Genomic DNA, 17,397 nt, shown 5'->3' on the forward strand with positions numbered 1-17,397 from the left:
ACCGCAGAGTCCGACCTCGACGCCTGCGCCGTGGACCTGGACACCTGCGCCACGGCTTCGCCGCCCACGCGGCGCGCGGCCGCGACACCATTGGCCTCGGCGTGGACACCCGCAACGCCACCGGCGCACGCGCGCTCTCCGAGGCGCACGGCACGGCCCTGCACCACGGCGTCGGCGCGGCGGAGCCGGCTTTGCACCCCCAGGGGTGACAGGGGCGGGACGCGCCGGTGCAATCGGTCCAACCGTGCGTGTGCGACACCCCTCATAGGGTGACATTGGCCCCTAAGTGAGTCTTGGGAGCCATAGGAGGCACTCCATGCGCGGAGCCACCCACGCCAAATGGGCCGCATGTGCGGTGGCCGTCGCCCTCGCGGCGACGGCCTGCGGCGGCGGGAGCGACAGCGGCGGAGGCGGCGAGGCGGGAATCATCAGCTCGTCGTGGGGTGACCCGCAGAACCCGCTGGAGCCCGCCAACACCAACGAGGTGCAGGGCGGCAAGGTCCTCGACATGCTCTTCCGCGGCCTCAAGCGCTACGACCCCAAGACCGGCGAGGCCAAGAACATGCTCGCCGAGTCCATCCAGACGACGGACAGCCGGAACTTCACCGTCACGCTGAAGGACGGCTGGACGTTCAGCAACGACGAGCCGGTCACCGCGCAGTCCTTCGTGGACGCCTGGAACTACGGCGCGGACGTGCGCAACAAGCAGAACAACTCGCCGTTCTTCTCCGACATCGTCGGCTACGACGACGTGCACCCGGCGTCCGGGGAGCCCAAGGCCACGACGATGTCCGGACTGGTGGTCAAGGACCCCAGGACCTTCACCGTCGCCCTCAAGGACACGTTCTCCACCTGGCCGGAGACCCTCGGCTACCAGGCCTTCTCCCCGCTGCCCAAGGCCTTCTTCACCGACCGCGCCGGCTGGCTGGACAAGCCGATCGGCAACGGCCCGTACACGGTGGACTCGTACACCAAGGGCACCGGCATGAAGCTGCGGACGTGGGACGGCTACCCCGGTGAGGACAAGGCGCAGAACGGCGGCGTGGATCTGAAGGTCTACACCGACAACAACACCGCCTACACCGACCTGATCTCCGGCAACCTCGACCTCGTCGACGACGTCCCCGCACAGCAGCTGAAGAACGTCAAGAACGACCTCGGCGACCGGTACATCAACCAGCCGGCCCTCATCATCCAGACGCTCACCTTCCCGCTGTACGACCCGCAGTGGAACAAGCCGGGCATGGAGAAGGTCCGCCAGGGCATCTCGCGGGCCATCAACCGGGACGAGATCACCCGGCAGATCTTCCGGGAGACCCGGACCCCCGCCAAGGACTGGACCTCACCCGCCCTCGGCGAGAAGGGCGGCTTCTCCGCCACGGCCTGCGGCGACGCCTGCGTCTACGACCCGGCCGAGGCCAAGAAGCTCATCCAGGAGGGCGGCGGGCTCCCCGGCGGCAAGGTCACGCTGACCTCCAACGTGGACACCGGATCGCACCGGGACTGGATGGACGCCGTGTGCAACAGCGTCAACAACGCGCTGGGGGAGGGCCCGGTCTGTACGGTCAACCCGGTCGGCACCTTCGCCGACTTCCGCAACCAGCAGAGCAGCTACCGGCTGACCGGCCCCTTCCGCTCCGGCTGGCAAGCCGACTACCCGCTGATCCAGAACTTCCTGCAGCCGCTCTACTACACCGGCGCCTCCTCCAACTACGGGAAGTTCAGCAACAAGGAGTTCGACGCCCTCGTCGACCAGGCGAACCGGGAGAACGACCCGGCCAAGGCGATCGCCAGCTTCCAGGAGTCGGAGAAGATCCTCGCCGAGCAGATGCCGTCCGTCCCGCTCTGGTACCAGAACGGCAGCGCCGGCTACTCCGAGCGCCTTGAGGACGTGGCCCTCAACCAGTTCAGCGTCCCGGTCTACGACCAGATCAAGGTGAACTGACCCCCACCCGGATCCCGGGCCCCCGCCCCGCGGGGGCCCGCCGCGCCCCGCCAACAGCATGGAGCACTCCATGGGACGTTATGTGATCCGGCGGCTGCTCCAGATGATCCCGGTGTTCATCGGCAGCACGTTCCTGATCTTCTTCATGGTGTACGCGCTCGGTGACCCGGTCGCGGCCCTCTTCGGTGACAAGGCCCCCGACCCCGCCACCGCCGCACGCATCCGCAAGGACCTCTACCTCGACCAGCCCCTGTGGAAGCAGTACCTCCACTACATGGGCCAGATCTTCCAGGGCGACTTCGGCACCGCCTTCAACGGACAGTCCGTCACCGAGCTGATGGCCAGCGCCTTCCCCGTCACCCTGCGCCTGACCCTCGTCGCGATCTTCTTCGAGATCGTCATCGGCATCACCCTCGGCGTGGTCAGCGGACTGCGCCGAGGCAAGACCGTCGACACCTCCGTGCTGGTGCTTACCCTCGTGGTCATCTCGGTGCCCACCTTCGTCACCGGCTACCTGCTCCAGTACCTCTTCGGCGTCAAATGGGGTTGGGTGAGGCCCACCGTCTCCCCGGACGCACCGCTGAACGAGCTGATCCTGCCCGGCATCGTCCTCGCGCTGGTCTCCCTCGCCTACGTCACGCGCCTGTCCCGCACCTCCATCGCCGAGAACGTCAGGGCCGACTACGTACGCACCGCCACCGCCAAGGGCCTGCCCCGCAGCCGGGTCGTCACCCGCCACCTGCTGCGCAACTCCCTGATCCCGGTCGTCACCTTCATCGGGACCGACATCGGTGCCCTGATGGGCGGCGCCATCGTCACCGAGCGGATCTTCAACATCCACGGTGTCGGATACCAGCTCTACCAGGGCATCCTGCGCAACAACTCGCCCACGGTCGTCGGCTTCGTGACCATCCTCGTCATCGTCTTCCTGCTGGCGAACCTGCTCGTCGACCTGCTCTACGCGGTCCTGGACCCGAGGATCCGTTATGCCTGATCCCGAGCGCCCCGAACCCGGCGGCTACGACCCGGTGGGCCCCCGCCCGAAGGAGGCGGTCGCGCCCACCGGCCAGGGGGGACCCATGGATCTCGCACTGGACGAGGCCGAGAGCGTCGAAGGCATCGAGAAGAACGCCGGACCGGGCGCCGCCGGCCCCGGCGAGCGGGCCCGCTCCCTGTGGTCCGACGCCTGGCACCAGCTGCGCCGCAATCCCGTCTTCGTCATCTCGGCAGCTCTGATCCTCTTCCTCGTCGTCATCTCGATCTGGCCGCAGCTCATCGCGAGCGGCGACCCCCTGCAGTGCGACCTCTCCAAGTCCCAACAGGGCTCCGCCCCCGGCCACCCCTTCGGCTACGACACCCAGGGCTGCGACGTCTACACCCGCACCGTCTACGGAGCCCGCGCCTCCATCACCGTGGGCGTCTGCGCCACCCTCGGCGCCGCCCTGCTCGGCTCCGCCCTCGGCGGCCTCGCCGGCTTCTTCGGCGGCTGGGGGGACTCCCTGCTCTCCCGGGTTGCCGACATCTTCTTCGGCATCCCGGTCGTCCTCGGCGGGCTGGTCTTCCTGTCGGTCGTCACCAGTACCACCGTCTGGCCCGTGGTCGGATTCATCGTGCTGCTGGGCTGGCCGCAGATCGCCCGCATCGCCCGCGGCTCGGTGATCACCGCCAAGCAGAACGACTACGTCCAGGCCGCCAGGGCCCTGGGCGCCGGGAACGCCCGGATGCTGCTGCGGCACGTGGCGCCCAACGCCGTCGCGCCCGTCATCGTCGTCGCCACGATCGCGCTCGGCACGTACATCGCCCTGGAGGCGACCCTGTCCTTCCTCGGCGTCGGCCTGCGCCCGCCCACGGTCTCCTGGGGCATCGACATCTCCAATGCGGCCTCGCAGATCCGCAACGCCCCGCACATGCTGCTGTGGCCCGCGGGCGCGCTGAGCATCACGGTGCTCGCGTTCATCATGCTCGGCGACGCGGTGCGCGACGCCCTCGACCCCAAGCTGCGCTGAGGAGTGCCGCACATGCTGCTGGAAGTCCGCGACCTGCACGTGGAATTCACGACGCGCGACGGAGTCGCGAAGGCGGTCAACGGCGTCGACTACGCGGTGGACGAGGGCGAGACCCTGGCCGTGCTCGGCGAGTCCGGGTCCGGCAAGTCCGTGACCGCCCAGGCGGTGATGGGGATCCTGGACGTTCCGCCGGGCCGTGTCGCCGGCGGGGAGATCCTGTTCAAGGGCCGCGACCTGCTGAAGATGAAGGAGGACGAGCGGCGCAGGATCCGCGGCGCCGAGATGGCGATGATCTTCCAGGACGCGCTGTCCTCCCTGAACCCGGTGCTGACCGTCGGCAAGCAGCTCGGCGAGATGTACGAGGTCCACCGGGGGATGTCCCGCAAGGACGCCCGGGCCAAGGCGGTCGAGCTGATGGACCGGGTCAGGATCCCGGCGGCGGGACAACGGGTGGGGGACTACCCGCACCAGTTCTCCGGCGGTATGCGCCAGCGCATCATGATCGCCATGGCGCTGGCCCTGGAGCCCTCGCTGATCATCGCCGACGAGCCGACGACGGCCCTGGACGTCACCGTCCAGGCCCAGGTGATGGACCTGCTGGCCGAGCTCCAGCGGGAGCTCAACATGGGTCTGATCCTGATCACCCACGACCTCGGCGTGGTCGCCGACGTCGCGGACAAGATCGCGGTCATGTACGCGGGCCGGATCGTGGAGGCGGCGCCCGTCCACGAGATCTACCGGTCGCCGGCGCACCCGTACACCCGGGGTCTGCTGGACTCGATCCCGCGCCTGGACCAGAAGGGCCAGGAGCTGTACGCGATCAAGGGCCTGCCGCCCAACCTGCTCCGCATCCCGCGCGGCTGCGCCTTCAACCCGCGCTGCCCGATGGCCCAGGAGGTCTGCCGCAGTGACGTCCCGCCGCTGTACCCGGTGACGGAGTCGCCCGTGGCCAGGGCCAGCGCCTGCCACTTCTGGAAGGAGTGCCTCCATGGCTGAGTCCCTCCTCGAAGTGACGGACCTGGTCAAGCACTACCCGCTGACCCAGGGCATCCTGTTCAAGAAGCAGGTGGGCGCGGTCAAGGCGGTCGACGGGGTCTCCTTCGGACTGCGGGCCGGTGAGACCCTGGGCATCGTGGGAGAGTCCGGCTGCGGCAAGTCCACCGTCGCCAAGATGCTGGTCAACCTGGAACGGCCGACCGCGGGTTCGATCGCGTACAAGGGCGAGGACATCAGCCGGCTCTCGGGTCGCGCGCTGAAGGCCGTCCGCCGCAACATCCAGATGGTGTTCCAGGACCCGTACACCTCGCTGAACCCGCGCATGACGGTCGGCGACATCATCGGGGAGCCGTACGAGATCCACCCCGAGGTGGCCCCGAAGGGCGACCGCCGCCGCAAGGTCCAGGAGCTCCTGGACGTCGTGGGCCTGAACCCGGAGTACATCAACCGGTACCCGCACCAGTTCTCCGGCGGTCAGCGCCAGCGCATCGGCATCGCCCGCGGCCTGGCCCTCCGGCCCGAGGTGATCGTCGCCGACGAGCCGGTGTCCGCCCTGGACGTCTCCGTCCAGGCGCAGGTCGTCAACCTGCTGGAGAAGCTCCAGGACGAGTTCAACCTGTCCTATGTCTTCATCGCGCACGACCTCTCGATCGTCCGACACATCTCCGACCGGGTCGGCGTCATGTACCTCGGCCGGATCGTGGAGATCGGCTCCGACAGCCAGATCTACGAGCACCCGACCCACCCGTACACGCAGGCGCTGCTTTCGGCCGTGCCGGTGCCGGACCCGCAGGCCCGCGCCCACCGCGAGCGCATCATCCTCACCGGTGACGTCCCGTCGCCGGCCAACCCGCCGTCGGGCTGTCGCTTCCGCACCCGCTGCTGGAAGGCCCAGGACCGCTGCACGGTGGAGGTCCCGCTGCTCGCCGTTCCGGAGGTGTTCGCCTCCGGACCGGCGGCGCACCCTTCGGCGTGCCACTTCGCGGCGGAGAAGCGGGTGGTCCCGGGCCTGCCGCCGGACGAGCGCGACGCACCGGGGGGACAGGCCGCGGGCTGAGACGGTTTACCCACCGACCGACGATTTCCGGCCACCCCTCGCGTGCTGCCGCGGGAGCAGCCGCCTTTCTCCAAGGCGGTTTACCTGCGGGCAACTTGACCGTTTCTGCCCCGAGATCTGGGGCATGCAGCCTGGGTGTTGTGCGGCCGTGCGGGTGCCGACAGCCGGCCGGGGGGCGCAGTCGTTCCCCGGCCGGCCTCTCCGTGACCCCGGCCGTGCGCGGCATGCGCCCCTCGTGCTGCCGGATTTCGATCGATGCGCTGGCACGGATAGTTATGATCCGTAGCGCACGGTGGGTATGACTCTCGCCGAGCACGAATGCGCGTACCGATGTCCGCTCGACGTGGAGGTGAAACGCCGTGGCACTCTCGATCTCTGCCGTGGTGCTGCTGGCGATCATCGTTTTCCTGCTGGTCCGCCGGGCGGGCCTGAAGGCAGGGCACGCGGTGGTCTGTGTGCTGCTCGGTTTCTATCTGGCGAGTTCCACCATCGCCCCGACCCTCAGCCAGCTCACCTCGAACGTGGCGAGCATGATCAGCGGCATCAAGTTCTAGGGTCGGTCCCGGGCCCCGCCGGGCGGAGCGGGCGGGCCGGGGGCGGCGCGGGGAACCCCCTACGCTAGGGCCATGAACGGTCTTCCCGCCCGTCGTCTGCTCTTCGTGCACGCGCACCCCGACGACGAGTCGATCAACAACGGCGTCACCATGGCCAAGTACGCGGCCCAGGGCGCCCACGTCGCGTTGGTGACCTGCACCCTGGGCGAGGAGGGCGAGGTCATCCCGCCCGGCCTCGCCCACCTGGCGGCCGACCGCGACGACACCCTCGGCGCCCACCGGATCGGCGAGCTCGCCGCCGCCATGTCCGAACTGGGCGTCCATGACCACCGGTTCCTCGGCGGCCCCGGCCGCTACCGCGACTCCGGGATGATGGGCGCCCCGCAGAACCGCCGCCCCGAGTCCTTCTGGTCCGCCGACGTGGACGAGGCCGCCGGGTACCTCGTGGAGGTGATCCGCGAACTGCGCCCGCAGGTGCTCGTCACCTACGACCCGAACGGCGGCTACGGGCACCCGGACCACATCCAGGCCCACCGGGTCGCCATGCGCGCCGCCGAACTGGCCGCGGAGACCGCGTACCGGCGCGACCTCGGGGACCCCCACACCATCGGGAAGATCTACTGGAACCGGGTTCCGCTCTCGGTGGTCGAGGAGGGCTTCGCCCGGCTGGATGCCGCCGGGCCCGCGGTGTCCTTCCCGGGGCTGGCCTCGCCCGCGGACGTGCCGGGGGTCGTCGACGACGAGCGGATCACCGCCGAGATCGACGCCGACGAGGCCCTCGTGGCCGCCAAGACGGCCGCCATGCGCGCCCACGCCACGCAGATCGCCGTGGACGGGTCCTTCTTCGCGCTCTCCAACGACCTGGCACAGCCGCTGTTCGCGCGCGAGTACTACGAACTGGTCGAGGGCCGGCCGGGTACGGCGGCGGGCGAGCGCGAACACGACCTCTTCGCGGGGGTGGAGGCGTGACCGGCACCCTGACGGCGGGCCGGATCGCCGGGTGCCTGGGCCTGCTGGTCCTGGGCGTGCTGACCGGAGCGGCCGGCTGGCTCGTCGTGGACCTGTGGTTCCCCGGCGGGCTGGTGCTCGCGCTGCTGGCCCTCTTCGGGCTGTTCCTCGGCGGCCGGATCGCCCTGGGGGCGGGCCTCGGGGTGGGCGCGGCCGCGGCCGGCTGGTTCCTCACCTACGTGATGCTCACCGTCCCGCGCCCCGAGGGGGACTTCCTGCTCAGTTCGTCCGGAATCGGCATGTACGCCTACCTTTTGGGGGGAGCGGTGGTGGCTGTGATGTGTGCCACGGTCACCCTTTCGCCGGATCGGCGGATTTCGGCCGGATAGCCCGTCAAGTGACGTGGTGTCGGACCCCGTAGGGAGTCCGGCCGAGGCGGGCGGTCGGGGCCTGCCGGGGTGTTTCAGGGGGGTTTGGCGGGCCCCGTGTGGAACCCCTGATTCACCGCGGACAGTTGCGGGCGGGCGGCGGCCAGTATGGTGGACGGGCCGCCGAGCTGCCCGCGCACGGTATGACGGGCGGCGGAGCCAACCGGGAGAACCTGCCTTGAGTCGTGAAACCGACAGTTCGTCCTCCGGGCCCAAGGGGCACGGCGGAGCCGCTTACCCCTCGGGTACACCGCCGTACGGAACCGGCCAGTACCCGTCGACGACTGTGCCACCCGGGTCTGGCGCGGCGACCGCCCCGGAGGAGAACGCTGTGACCTCGAATCCGTCCACGCCCGAATCCGACGGGCCCAAGACCGAGACGACCCTGACGACCCGGATCCGGATCAACATCCCTGGCTCGCGGCCCATCCCCCCGGTGGTCGTGCGCAAGTCGATGGGCACCAACTCCGGCACGTCCGGCGGCGGAACGCACCCCGCCCAGGAGCCGGAGCAGGGGCCCGAGCCGCAGGACAAGCCGCCGCTCGCACAGCGGCCGGGGCCCCGGCCGACCCGTGTCGAGGCAGCGCCGGACCCGGCTCCGGCCCCGGCTCCGGCGCAGGCCGAGGAACCCGCCGCGAGCAACTGGTTCGCGCCGCGCAAGCCTCCCACCCCCGCGCCCGCACCCGCGGCGCCCGCCGCCGCGCAGATGCCGCAGGCCGCCCCGCCGCCGCTCGCCAAGCGGGTGCCCGGCGCGACGCCGACCCCGCCGCCCGGCGCGACACCGGCCCCGCGGCCCGCGCGCGGAGCCGGCTTCCCGCCCGCGCCGCACGTACAGGCCCCGCCGGCGTCCGAGGCCGGGTACGCCCCGCCGGCGCCCGACGCCGGGTACGCGCCGCCGCGTACTCCGCCGCCGCCCGTCCCCGAGTACGGTTCCGGCTACGCCCCGCCGCAGGCGCCCGCCCCGGCGGCCCCGATGTCCGGCGGCCCCGGCGGTGGAGCCGCCCAGGGCCTCCCGCCGTACGGGACCGGCCAGAGCGACGGCGGCCCGTCCACCGAGGCGTTCCCCGTTTACGACAGCCAGTCCGCCGGTCCCGTCGGCCCCACCACCGGCGGCCCCGGCTCCGGCCCCGCCGCCCCGTCTGCCGCGCAGGCCGCGGGCTGGCCCGGCCCCGACCTGGACGGCCCGCTGCCGCCCCCGGCGCCCGCGCCAGCCGCCCCGCGGCCCGCGCAGCCCGCGGAGGGGAAGGCCGCCGCGAAGCCCGCCAAGAAGGGCCGCTCCAAGCTGGTCCTGGTCGGCGGCGGCATCGTGGCGCTCATCGGCGTGGCCTACGGCGCCGGACTGCTCCTGAACCACTCCGACGTCCCCAAGGGCACCACCGTCCTCGGCGTCGACATCAGCGGCAGCCGCGACGACGCCGTCGCGAAGCTCCAGACCGCCTTCGGCACCCGTGCCGCGGCCCCCCTGCAGCTGAGCGTCGGAGGCAAGCCGGTCGAGCTGAAGCCCGACAAAGCCGGCCTGACCCTGGACGCCCAGACCACCGTCCGCAACGCGGCGGGCAGTGACTACAACCCCGTGACGGTCATCGGCTCGCTCCTCGGCAACGAGCGGGTCGCCGACGCCGTGATGCCCGTCGACGAGGAGAAGCTCCAGGTCGCGCTCCAGGAGCTCGCAGGTACGGCTGGTTCCGTCACCGAGGGCACGATCACGTTCGACGGCGGCAAGGCCGTCGCCGTCCCCGGCAAGGCGGGCACCGCCCTGGACGTGGACGGATCCGTCGACCTCGTCACCAAGGCGTTCCGCGACCAGGTCGGCACCGGCAGGGCGGCCGTCGTGGAACTGCCGACGGTCACTCGGGAACCGGTCGTGGGCCAGGCCGAACTCGACCGAGCGATGAAGGAGTTCGCCGAGCCGGCGATGTCCGCCAACGCCACGGTCAAGGCGGGCACCAAGTCCATCGCGTTCGGCAAGCTGTCGCTGCCCAAGATCCTCAGCATGCAGCCCGTGGACGGCCGTCTCACGGAGCGGTTCGACCTGGAGGCCCTCAGGGCGACCTACGGCAACACCTTCGACGGCGTCCTGATCACCCGCGGCACCGGCGCCAGGACGGCGGTCACCCCGCAGGACGTCGCCGGCGCGCTCGGCAAGGCCCTGCGTGGCAAGACCACGGCGGAGCGGACCGTGGTCATCGACACCAACCCGAGCTGAACCACGGCACCGGGGTGCCCCCGTCCACCACTTCCGGGCGGGGGCGCCGTCGGGTCCGCCGCACGGTGTCCGGGATCCGGCACGCACCGCCCCGTCGTGGGTCAGTTCAGCAGGGCGCGGGCCGAGACGGCCTCGGCGTGGATGCGGGCCGCAGCGCCGGTGTCCACCACCGACACCACCTCTGCGTACGCCTCCAGCTCCGCCGCGCCCTCCCGGAAGGAACCCCGCTCCACCAGCAGCCGCGCCCGCTCGTAGCGCAGCGACGCCGGGTGCGACGGCAGCAGCAGCGACAGCTCCAGCGCCCACAGGGCCACGCCCGACTGCTCCGGGCGGGTCGAGGCCCACGCCCGGATATTGGTCAGGATCCGCAGCACGATGTCCAGCGTCCTGGCCGGGGTACGGGGACCCGCCGCCAGCTCCGCCGGACCAGTGCCCAGGGAGGCGCCGGCCGCGAACGGGTCCACCACCACGTTCTCCTCCGGGTCGCCGAAGCCCACCACGAAGTGACCCGGCAGCCCCAGCCCGTACACCGGCGCGCCCGCCCGCCGGGCGACCTCCAGCCACACCACCGACAGCAGGATCGGCAGGCCGCGCCGGCGCCGCAGCACCTCGTGCAGCAGCGAGGACGCAAGCCGCTCGTAGTCCGCCGGGGTGCCATGGAAACCGAGGCGTCCGCCCAGCAGTTCCGTCACCGCAGACGCCCACGCCTGCCCGCCGCGCAGGCCGTACGGCAGCATCCCGGCCAGCCGGTCCAGTTCGATCTGCGCCCAGTCCATGACGCGTTCGTCCAGTTCGGGATCCGCCTCCGCCGCCAGCAGCAGGCACATCAGCGCCAGATCGGGCCGCTCCGCCCGGGCCTCCGCCGCGAACTGCTCCCGCCGGGCCTGCGTGCTCACGGGGCCGCCCGGAAGTGGTGGTAGGTGTGGTGCGTCGCGAACCCCAGCCGGTCGTAGAGGGTCAGCGCCCCCGGATTGTCCGTCTCGACCTGCAGCCACGCCGCCGAGGCGCCCTCTTCCAGCGCGCGCCGGGCCAGGGCGGCCATCACCGCCGTCGCGAGTCCTTCCCGCCGGTGCCGCGGATCGACCGTCACCGCCGCGAAGCCGGCCCACCGGCCGTCCACCACGCACCGGCCGATCGCCCGCCCGCCGTACAGCGAGGCGAACCAGACCGACGGCCCCTCCACCAGCACCCGCCGGGCCACGTCCGGGTCGGAGACCCTGCCGTAGCGCCCGAGCCACTCCCCGTCCGGGACACGGGTCAGGGCCACGGCCCCGCTCGCGGGCGCGTCCATGTCACCCACCGGGGCCAGCGCCCCGATCCGTACCTCCGCCGATGCCTCGGGCACCCAGTTCCGGCGCTCCAGCTCGGCGCAGAGCAGCTCCTGCGTGCCGGCGGCCCCGGTGGCGGCCTGCACATAGGCCGGAAGTCCTCGCGCCGCATACCAGGAGGTCACTCGCGCGAGTGCATCGTCCAGCGGTGTCCCCGGGTCGCCGAGCGGCAGTACGGAGTTGGCCCGCCGGGTGAACCCGGCGGCGGCCCGCAGGGTCCACCCGCCCAGCGACTCGCTCTCCAGCGGCTGCCAGGCCCGCGCCGAGACCCTCGTCAGCTCCTCGAAGGAGGCTGCCGGCCCCCGCCGCCGGGCCGGCGCCGCGGGTACGGTCTTGCCCGCCACCAGCGAGGATTCCGGGATGCGGACGGACTGTCCGTTCTTCTTTGTGATCAGCAGCACACCCTGATCCCAGGATGTGAGAACGCCGACCGTGTCCGTGAACTCGGGTGATCCGCTCAGTCCGGTCTCCACCCGTCGTACAGAGACACGTTTACCCACGTCAGCCGGGGTGATTCGGACCTCCAGCAGCCCTCCGGCAGTGATTTCCACAGCTCTGTCCGCCCCTCCTGTTCGGATCGTGCCCGGGAACGGAGATACTAGGGGCGGGCATCGACGACGCCGCGCTCCCGCGCGATATGGAAAGCCCTACCGAGGAGGAACGAGAGCGTGACCTACGTCATCGCGGAGCCTTGTGTCGACGTCAAGGACAAGGCATGCATCGAAGAGTGCCCCGTCGACTGCATCTACGAGGGCCAGCGGTCCCTGTACATCCACCCGGACGAATGCGTCGACTGTGGTGCGTGTGAGCCGGTCTGCCCGGTCGAGGCCATCTTCTACGAGGACGACACCCCGGAGGAGTGGAAGGACTACTACAAGGCGAACGTCGAGTTCTTCGACGAGCTCGGTTCGCCCGGTGGTGCCTCCAAGCTGGGCCTGATCGAGCGTGACCACCCCTTCGTCGCGGGGCTGCCCGCCGGCATCAACGGCGAGCACTGACCCTTCACGGCAGAAGCGCCCCGGTCCCGTACGGCCTTTCCCGCCGCACGGGACCGCGGTGTTTTTCCGACCCGCTACCAGCCAGTACCCGGAAGAGAGCAGAGACCACGTGGCCGCAGTATCCGACCGTCTTCCCGCCTTCCCCTGGGACAAGCTGGAGCCGTACAAGAAGACGGCGGCGGCCCACCCGGACGGCATCGTCGACCTGTCCGTCGGCACGCCCGTGGACCCGGTCCCGCAGCTGATCAGGCAGGCCCTGATCGACGCCGCCGACTCCCCGGGCTACCCGACCGTGTGGGGCACGGAGGCCCTGCGCGACGCCATCACGGGCTGGCTGCGCGGCCGGCTCGGCGCCGGCGCTGCCGGGCATCGCAACGTCCTGCCGGTCGTGGGTTCGAAGGAGCTGGTGGCCTGGCTGCCGACCCAGCTCGGGCTCGGCGCCGGTGACAAGGTCGCCTACCCGCGGCTCGCCTACCCGACGTACGAGGTCGGCGCCCGGCTGTGCGGCGCCGAGGCGGTGGTCTACGACGCCGAGACCTTTGCGAGTGACCCCGCGGGGGCCGGGCTCGACCCGGCCGGCGTGAAGCTGTTGTGGCTCAACTCCCCGTCCAACCCCACCGGCAGCGTCCTCGGCAAGGACGAGCTCGTACGAATCGTGGCCTGGGCGCGCGAGCACGGCATCCTGCTCTTCAGCGACGAGTGCTACCTGGAGCTGGGCTGGGAGGCCGAGCCCGTCTCCGTGCTCCACGACGACGTGTGCGGCGGCTCCTACGAGGGGATCGTCGCGGTCCACTCGCTCTCCAAGCGCTCCAACCTGGCGGGCTACCGGGCGGCCTTCATCGCCGGTGACGCGGACGTGCTCGGCGAGCTGCTGGAGATCCGCAAGCACGGCGGCATGATGACCCCCGCCCCGGTGCAGGCGGCCACGGTGGCGGCGCTCGGCGACGACCTGCACGTGGCGGAGCAGCGCGAGCGCTACGCGGCCCGCAGGGCGGCGCTCCGCACGGCCCTGGAGGCGCACGGCTTCCGCGTCGAGCACAGCGAGGCGAGCCTCTACCTGTGGGTGACCCGCGACGAGCCCTGCTGGGACACCGTCGCCCACCTCGCCGACCTGGGCATCCTGGTCGCTCCGGGGGACTTCTACGGCGAGGCCGGCGCACGCTTCGTACGGGTGGCGTTCACCGCAACCGACGAGCGCGTGGAGGCGGCCGTCAAGCGCCTCGGCTGACCGTTCCGTGACAGCCCGAGGGGGCCGGGAGTGCGAAACTCCCGGCCCCCTCGGTGTTCCCCGGGCGTCAGCCCTGCAGCGCGCCGCCGGGCAGTCCCGCCGGCAGGACACCGCCCACGGGCAGCGCGGAGACCGGCAGCTCCTGTGCGGTGGGCAGCCCGCCGAGCAGGCCGCCCGCCTGGCCGGCCAGGTCGGAGGCGGGGGCCGGCAGGGCCGTGGTGGCGGCACCCGCGTCGCCGAGGGCGTCCGGGGCGGTGAGTGCGCCCAGCTGCGGCACGGACTCCAGACCGGCGGCGCTGGCCGCGCCGGCCGCACCGACCACGGGCGCTGCCCCGGCTGCGACGAGCAGCGCGGCACGGGCGATCCGACGGGTCAGGGGGAGGGACATGATGCTCCTAAGCGGTAGCGGCTGAGTACGGCCTGACTAACCGCTCACGGGGCGGGTGGAGTTGCGGCGCCGCCGGGTAAAGAATCGGCAACGCATCGTTTAATCGGCTTCCGCGACAAGAGCATTGGATGCGCACCCACCAGGGAATCCGTCCCGTCACGGGGGCTGCAGGAGGGTCGGTGACCACCCCCGCTCGGGTGATCACCCGTACACGCGGCCGGGTGCTCCCGGCTGCCCCGGCCGACCCCGTTCGACCCGGCCGTCGGGGCCGGGCGGCCGTGCCGATCAGCGGGCCATGAAGATCCGCACCTCGCCGCGGGCCGCACCGTAGGGGGCACCGTCGCCGTTCTTGGCGTCGGCCTCTCCCTGGTCCTGCCAGCGGCCCCGGTCCTTGCCCGCGACCCAGCCGCGCAGGTCGTAGGACACCCTGGCGATGCCCATCTCACGGGAGTTGGCCACCGCCCAGTGGGCCATCGCCCGGCTGCGGCGCGTCGCGGCCTCGCCCGCCTCCTGCTTCTCCACCATCGTGATCTCGGGCTCCGGGACGGCCCGGCCACCGCCGCCGTTGCGGCCGGCCTGGCCGGCCTGGCCGCCCTGCGGGCCGAAGGTGTGCATCCCGTCCTTGCCGAAGATCCGCACCAGGCCCTCCCGCACCTTCTCCGGGTCACCGGGCTGCGTGGGCGCCGGACCGCCGCAGTCCAGGCTGCCGCCGCCGGCGAACGCGGCGGTCAGCACGGTCGCGTCCGGCTCGTGCTTGGCGTAGGCCTGCGGGTAGCCGCTGCGCTGCACCTTCTGCGCGGCCACCGTCAGCGGTAGCCGCGAGTACCCCGGCACGTCGACGAGGTGGTCGTAGAAGATCCCCGCCGAGTAGACCGGGTCGGTGATCTGCTCCGGCGTACCCCATCCCATCGAAGGCCGCTGCTGGAACAGGCCCAGCGAGTCCCGGTCGCCGTGGTCGAGATTGCGCAGGGCGGACTCCTGCATGGCGGTCGCCAGGGCGATTGTGACCGCCCGGTCGGGCAGCCCCTTGGCGATGCCGACGGCGGCTATCGTCGCCGCGTTCGCCGCCTGCTCGGGAGACATCTCGTACTTTTCGGACTGGCCGTCACGGTCGGACGCGTCCGCACTGGCGACGCAGAAGGGCGCGCCACCGCCGACCGAGGCGCGCTGCACGGCGAAGTACCCGATCACCGACAGGAGAACGAGCAGGCCGACGACCACACGCGGCAGCCTGCGGCGGCGGGAGCGGGGAACACGGAACTCGGACACGCGGCCCACCGTACTTGAGGCATATGGCGCGTCCACCGGCCGGACGAGGGACGCTTCGCCACACCCCGGGGCGTTAGGGTCAGTTCCATGTCCGAATCCGAGCTGGACCTCACCCTCGACGCCGCCGAGCTGACCGCCCGGCTCGTCGACATCCCGTCCGTGAGCGGCGACGAGAAGGTACTCGCCGACCTCGTGGAACACGCGTTGCGCGGCCTGCCCCACCTCACCGTGGACCGCTTCGGTAACAACGTCGTCGCCCGTACGCACCTCGGCCGGGCCGAGCGCGTCGTACTGGCCGGCCACCTCGACACGGTGCCGATCGCCGACAACGTCCCGTCGCGCCTCGACGAGAACGGCGTCCTGTGGGGCTGCGGCACCACCGACATGAAGTCCGGCGTCGCCGTGCAGCTGCGCATCGCCGCGACCGTGCCCGAGCCCAACCGGGACCTCACTTTCGTCTTCTACGACCAGGAGGAGGTCGCCGCCGACCTCAACGGCCTCGGCAAGGTCGCCGAGGCCCACCCCGACTGGCTCACGGGCGACTTCGCGGTCCTGCTGGAGCCCTCGAACGCCGAGGTCGAGGGCGGCTGCCAGGGCACCCTGCGGGTGCTGCTGCGCACCTCCGGCGAGCGCGCCCACTCCGCCCGCAGCTGGATGGGCTCCAACGCCATCCACGCCGCCAGCCCGATCCTCGCCCGGCTCGCCGCGTATGAGGCCCGCAGGCCCGTCATCGACGGCCTGGAGTACCACGAGGGGCTCAACGCGGTCCGCATCGAGGGTGGCGTCGCCAACAACGTCATCCCCGACGCCTGCACCGTGACGGTCAACTTCCGCTTCGCCCCGGACCGCAGCATGGACGACGCGATCGCCCACGTCCGGGAGGTCTTCGCGGACTGCGGCGTCGAAGAGTTCGTGATCGACGACTTCTCCGGCGGGGCCCTCCCCGGCCTCTCCCACCCGGCCGCGGCCGCGTTCATGGAGGCGGTCGGAGGCCGGGCGATGCCGAAGTTCGGCTGGACGGACGTATCCCGCTTCAGCGCTCTGGGCGTTCCCGCGGTGAACTACGGCCCGGGCGACGCCCTGCTGGCCCACAAGGTGGACGAGCGGGTGGAGACGAAGGCGATCCTGCACTGCGAGGAACGACTCCGCGCCTGGCTGACCTCCTGAATTCCGCTTCCCGTCACCTTTGTGCGCCTACCCTGATCCAACGATCAGCAGGAGGGAGCACATCATGGGCAACCCCGAAGGCATCGCTCGTCGTCGGCCCGAGGAGCAGCAGCTCGGGCCGGTGCTGAGGCGGCGCGGCCAGGTGCAGGCGGGCAGTACGACGGACCAGCGGCTGCTGGACACCGCCGGGCCCTCCGAGTGGGTGCACACCGATCCCTGGCGGGTCCTGCGCATCCAGTCGGAGTTCATCGAGGGCTTCGGCACGCTGGCCGAGCTGCCCCCCGCGATCAGCGTGTTCGGCTCTGCCCGCACCCCGGAGGGCTCGCCCGAGTACGAGGCGGGGGTGCGGATCGGCGGTGCGCTCGTCGACGCCGGGTTCGCGGTGATCACCGGAGGTGGTCCGGGAGCGATGGAGGCGGCCAACAAGGGCGCCCGCGAGGCGAACGGGATCTCGGTCGGCCTCGGCATCGAGCTCCCCTTCGAGCAGGGGCTCAACCAGCACGTCGACCTGGGGCTGAACTTCCGGTACTTCTTCGTCCGCAAGACGATGTTCGTGAAGTACAGCCAGGGCTTCGTCGTGCTGCCCGGCGGTCTCGGCACGCTGGACGAGCTGTTCGAGGCGCTGACCCTGGTCCAGACCCAGAAGATCACCCGCTTCCCCATCGTGCTGTTCGGCACGGAGTACTGGAGCGGCCTCGTCGACTGGCTGCGGGGCACGGTGATCGCCCAGGGCAAGGCCTCGGAGAAGGACCTCTACCTCTTCCACGTCACCGACGACGTGGACGAGGCGATCGCCCTGGTGACGAAGGAAGTCGGGAAGTAGGCCGCTTCCGCGCCCGCTTCCGCGCCCGGTCCCGCGGTCGGCCCGCGGGACCGGGC

At 71.5% G+C, this 17,397-nt stretch carries 17 protein-coding genes; 13 read left to right on the top strand and 4 right to left on the bottom strand.

Annotation, left to right across the window (positions count from 1 at the left end):
• Positions 1 to 316 precede the first annotated feature (316 nt).
• From ACFW2G_RS16925 to ACFW2G_RS16965, 9 genes are all read left to right on the top strand, one after another.
• A complete protein-coding gene (locus ACFW2G_RS16925; RefSeq protein WP_037919503.1) occupies positions 317 to 1,945 on the top strand; it encodes an ABC transporter substrate-binding protein in 1,629 nt (542 codons plus the stop codon).
• Between the two features lie 70 nt (positions 1,946 to 2,015).
• Positions 2,016 to 2,939 (top strand): ABC transporter permease, encoded by a 924-nt coding sequence (locus ACFW2G_RS16930; RefSeq protein ID WP_037919505.1) that lies wholly within the window; start codon positions 2,016 to 2,018, stop codon positions 2,937 to 2,939.
• Between the two features lie 85 nt (positions 2,940 to 3,024).
• Entirely contained in the window at positions 3,025 to 3,951 is a 927-nt protein-coding gene (locus ACFW2G_RS16935; protein ID WP_172671296.1) for an ABC transporter permease, read from the top strand.
• A 12-nt stretch (positions 3,952 to 3,963) separates the two neighbouring features.
• The gene (locus ACFW2G_RS16940) at positions 3,964 to 4,947 is read left to right on the top strand and encodes an ABC transporter ATP-binding protein (RefSeq protein WP_384454340.1); all 984 of its coding nucleotides are present in this window, start codon (positions 3,964 to 3,966) and stop codon (positions 4,945 to 4,947) included.
• Entirely contained in the window at positions 4,940 to 6,004 is a 1,065-nt protein-coding gene (locus ACFW2G_RS16945; protein WP_384454343.1) for an ABC transporter ATP-binding protein, read from the top strand. Before ACFW2G_RS16940 ends, ACFW2G_RS16945 begins: the two co-directional genes overlap by 8 nt.
• Positions 6,005 to 6,363: 359 nt before the next feature.
• The gene (locus ACFW2G_RS16950) at positions 6,364 to 6,558 is read left to right on the top strand and encodes a hypothetical protein (RefSeq protein WP_030036986.1); all 195 of its coding nucleotides are present in this window, start codon (positions 6,364 to 6,366) and stop codon (positions 6,556 to 6,558) included.
• Positions 6,559 to 6,630: 72 nt separating this feature from the next.
• Positions 6,631 to 7,527 carry an N-acetyl-1-D-myo-inositol-2-amino-2-deoxy-alpha-D-glucopyranoside deacetylase gene (mshB, locus tag ACFW2G_RS16955; protein WP_384454347.1) on the top strand — a complete coding sequence of 299 codons (897 nt, stop codon included), beginning with the start codon at positions 6,631 to 6,633 and terminating at the stop codon, positions 7,525 to 7,527.
• A complete protein-coding gene (locus ACFW2G_RS16960; protein ID WP_384583020.1) occupies positions 7,524 to 7,895 on the top strand; it encodes a DUF6113 family protein in 372 nt (123 codons plus the stop codon). Before mshB ends, ACFW2G_RS16960 begins: the two co-directional genes overlap by 4 nt.
• A gap of 370 nt (positions 7,896 to 8,265) precedes the next feature.
• On the top strand, positions 8,266 to 10,140 hold the full coding sequence (locus ACFW2G_RS16965; RefSeq protein ID WP_384583023.1) for a hypothetical protein: 1,875 nt from the start codon (positions 8,266 to 8,268) through the stop codon (positions 10,138 to 10,140).
• A 101-nt stretch (positions 10,141 to 10,241) separates the two neighbouring features.
• Here the strand turns inward: ACFW2G_RS16965 and ACFW2G_RS16970 are convergent, their stop codons facing one another.
• Both ACFW2G_RS16970 and ACFW2G_RS16975 read right to left on the bottom strand, forming a co-directional pair.
• Positions 10,242 to 10,967, bottom strand: a complete 726-nt coding sequence (locus ACFW2G_RS16970) for a transglutaminase-like domain-containing protein (protein WP_078556213.1) — start codon at positions 10,965 to 10,967, stop codon at positions 10,242 to 10,244.
• Positions 10,968 to 11,032: 65 nt separating this feature from the next.
• A complete protein-coding gene (locus ACFW2G_RS16975; RefSeq protein WP_384583026.1) occupies positions 11,033 to 12,019 on the bottom strand; it encodes a GNAT family N-acetyltransferase in 987 nt (328 codons plus the stop codon).
• Positions 12,020 to 12,136: 117 nt separating this feature from the next.
• On the opposite strand from ACFW2G_RS16975, the gene fdxA reads away from it, so the two are divergent.
• Entirely contained in the window at positions 12,137 to 12,466 is a 330-nt protein-coding gene (fdxA, locus tag ACFW2G_RS16980) for a ferredoxin (RefSeq protein WP_030027294.1), read from the top strand.
• Between the two features lie 109 nt (positions 12,467 to 12,575).
• Entirely contained in the window at positions 12,576 to 13,694 is a 1,119-nt protein-coding gene (dapC, locus tag ACFW2G_RS16985) for a succinyldiaminopimelate transaminase (protein WP_037919513.1), read from the top strand.
• A gap of 67 nt (positions 13,695 to 13,761) precedes the next feature.
• Here the strand turns inward: dapC and ACFW2G_RS16990 are convergent, their stop codons facing one another.
• Entirely contained in the window at positions 13,762 to 14,082 is a 321-nt protein-coding gene (locus ACFW2G_RS16990; RefSeq protein ID WP_037919514.1) for a hypothetical protein, read from the bottom strand.
• A 285-nt stretch (positions 14,083 to 14,367) separates the two neighbouring features.
• Entirely contained in the window at positions 14,368 to 15,351 is a 984-nt protein-coding gene (locus ACFW2G_RS16995; protein ID WP_384583029.1) for a hypothetical protein, read from the bottom strand.
• Between the two features lie 87 nt (positions 15,352 to 15,438).
• On the opposite strand from ACFW2G_RS16995, the gene dapE reads away from it, so the two are divergent.
• Both dapE and ACFW2G_RS17005 read left to right on the top strand, forming a co-directional pair.
• Complete coding sequence (gene dapE, locus ACFW2G_RS17000; protein WP_384454363.1) at positions 15,439 to 16,518, top strand: succinyl-diaminopimelate desuccinylase; 1,080 nt, start codon at positions 15,439 to 15,441, stop codon at positions 16,516 to 16,518.
• 64 nt (positions 16,519 to 16,582) lie between these two features.
• Positions 16,583 to 17,341 carry a TIGR00730 family Rossman fold protein gene (locus ACFW2G_RS17005; protein WP_384454366.1) on the top strand — a complete coding sequence of 253 codons (759 nt, stop codon included), beginning with the start codon at positions 16,583 to 16,585 and terminating at the stop codon, positions 17,339 to 17,341.
• The last annotated feature ends 56 nt before the right edge of the window (positions 17,342 to 17,397 follow it).

This window comes from Streptomyces sp. NPDC058880 (genome assembly GCF_042742535.1).
Taxonomy (GTDB): Bacteria; Actinomycetota; Actinomycetes; order Streptomycetales; family Streptomycetaceae; genus Streptomyces.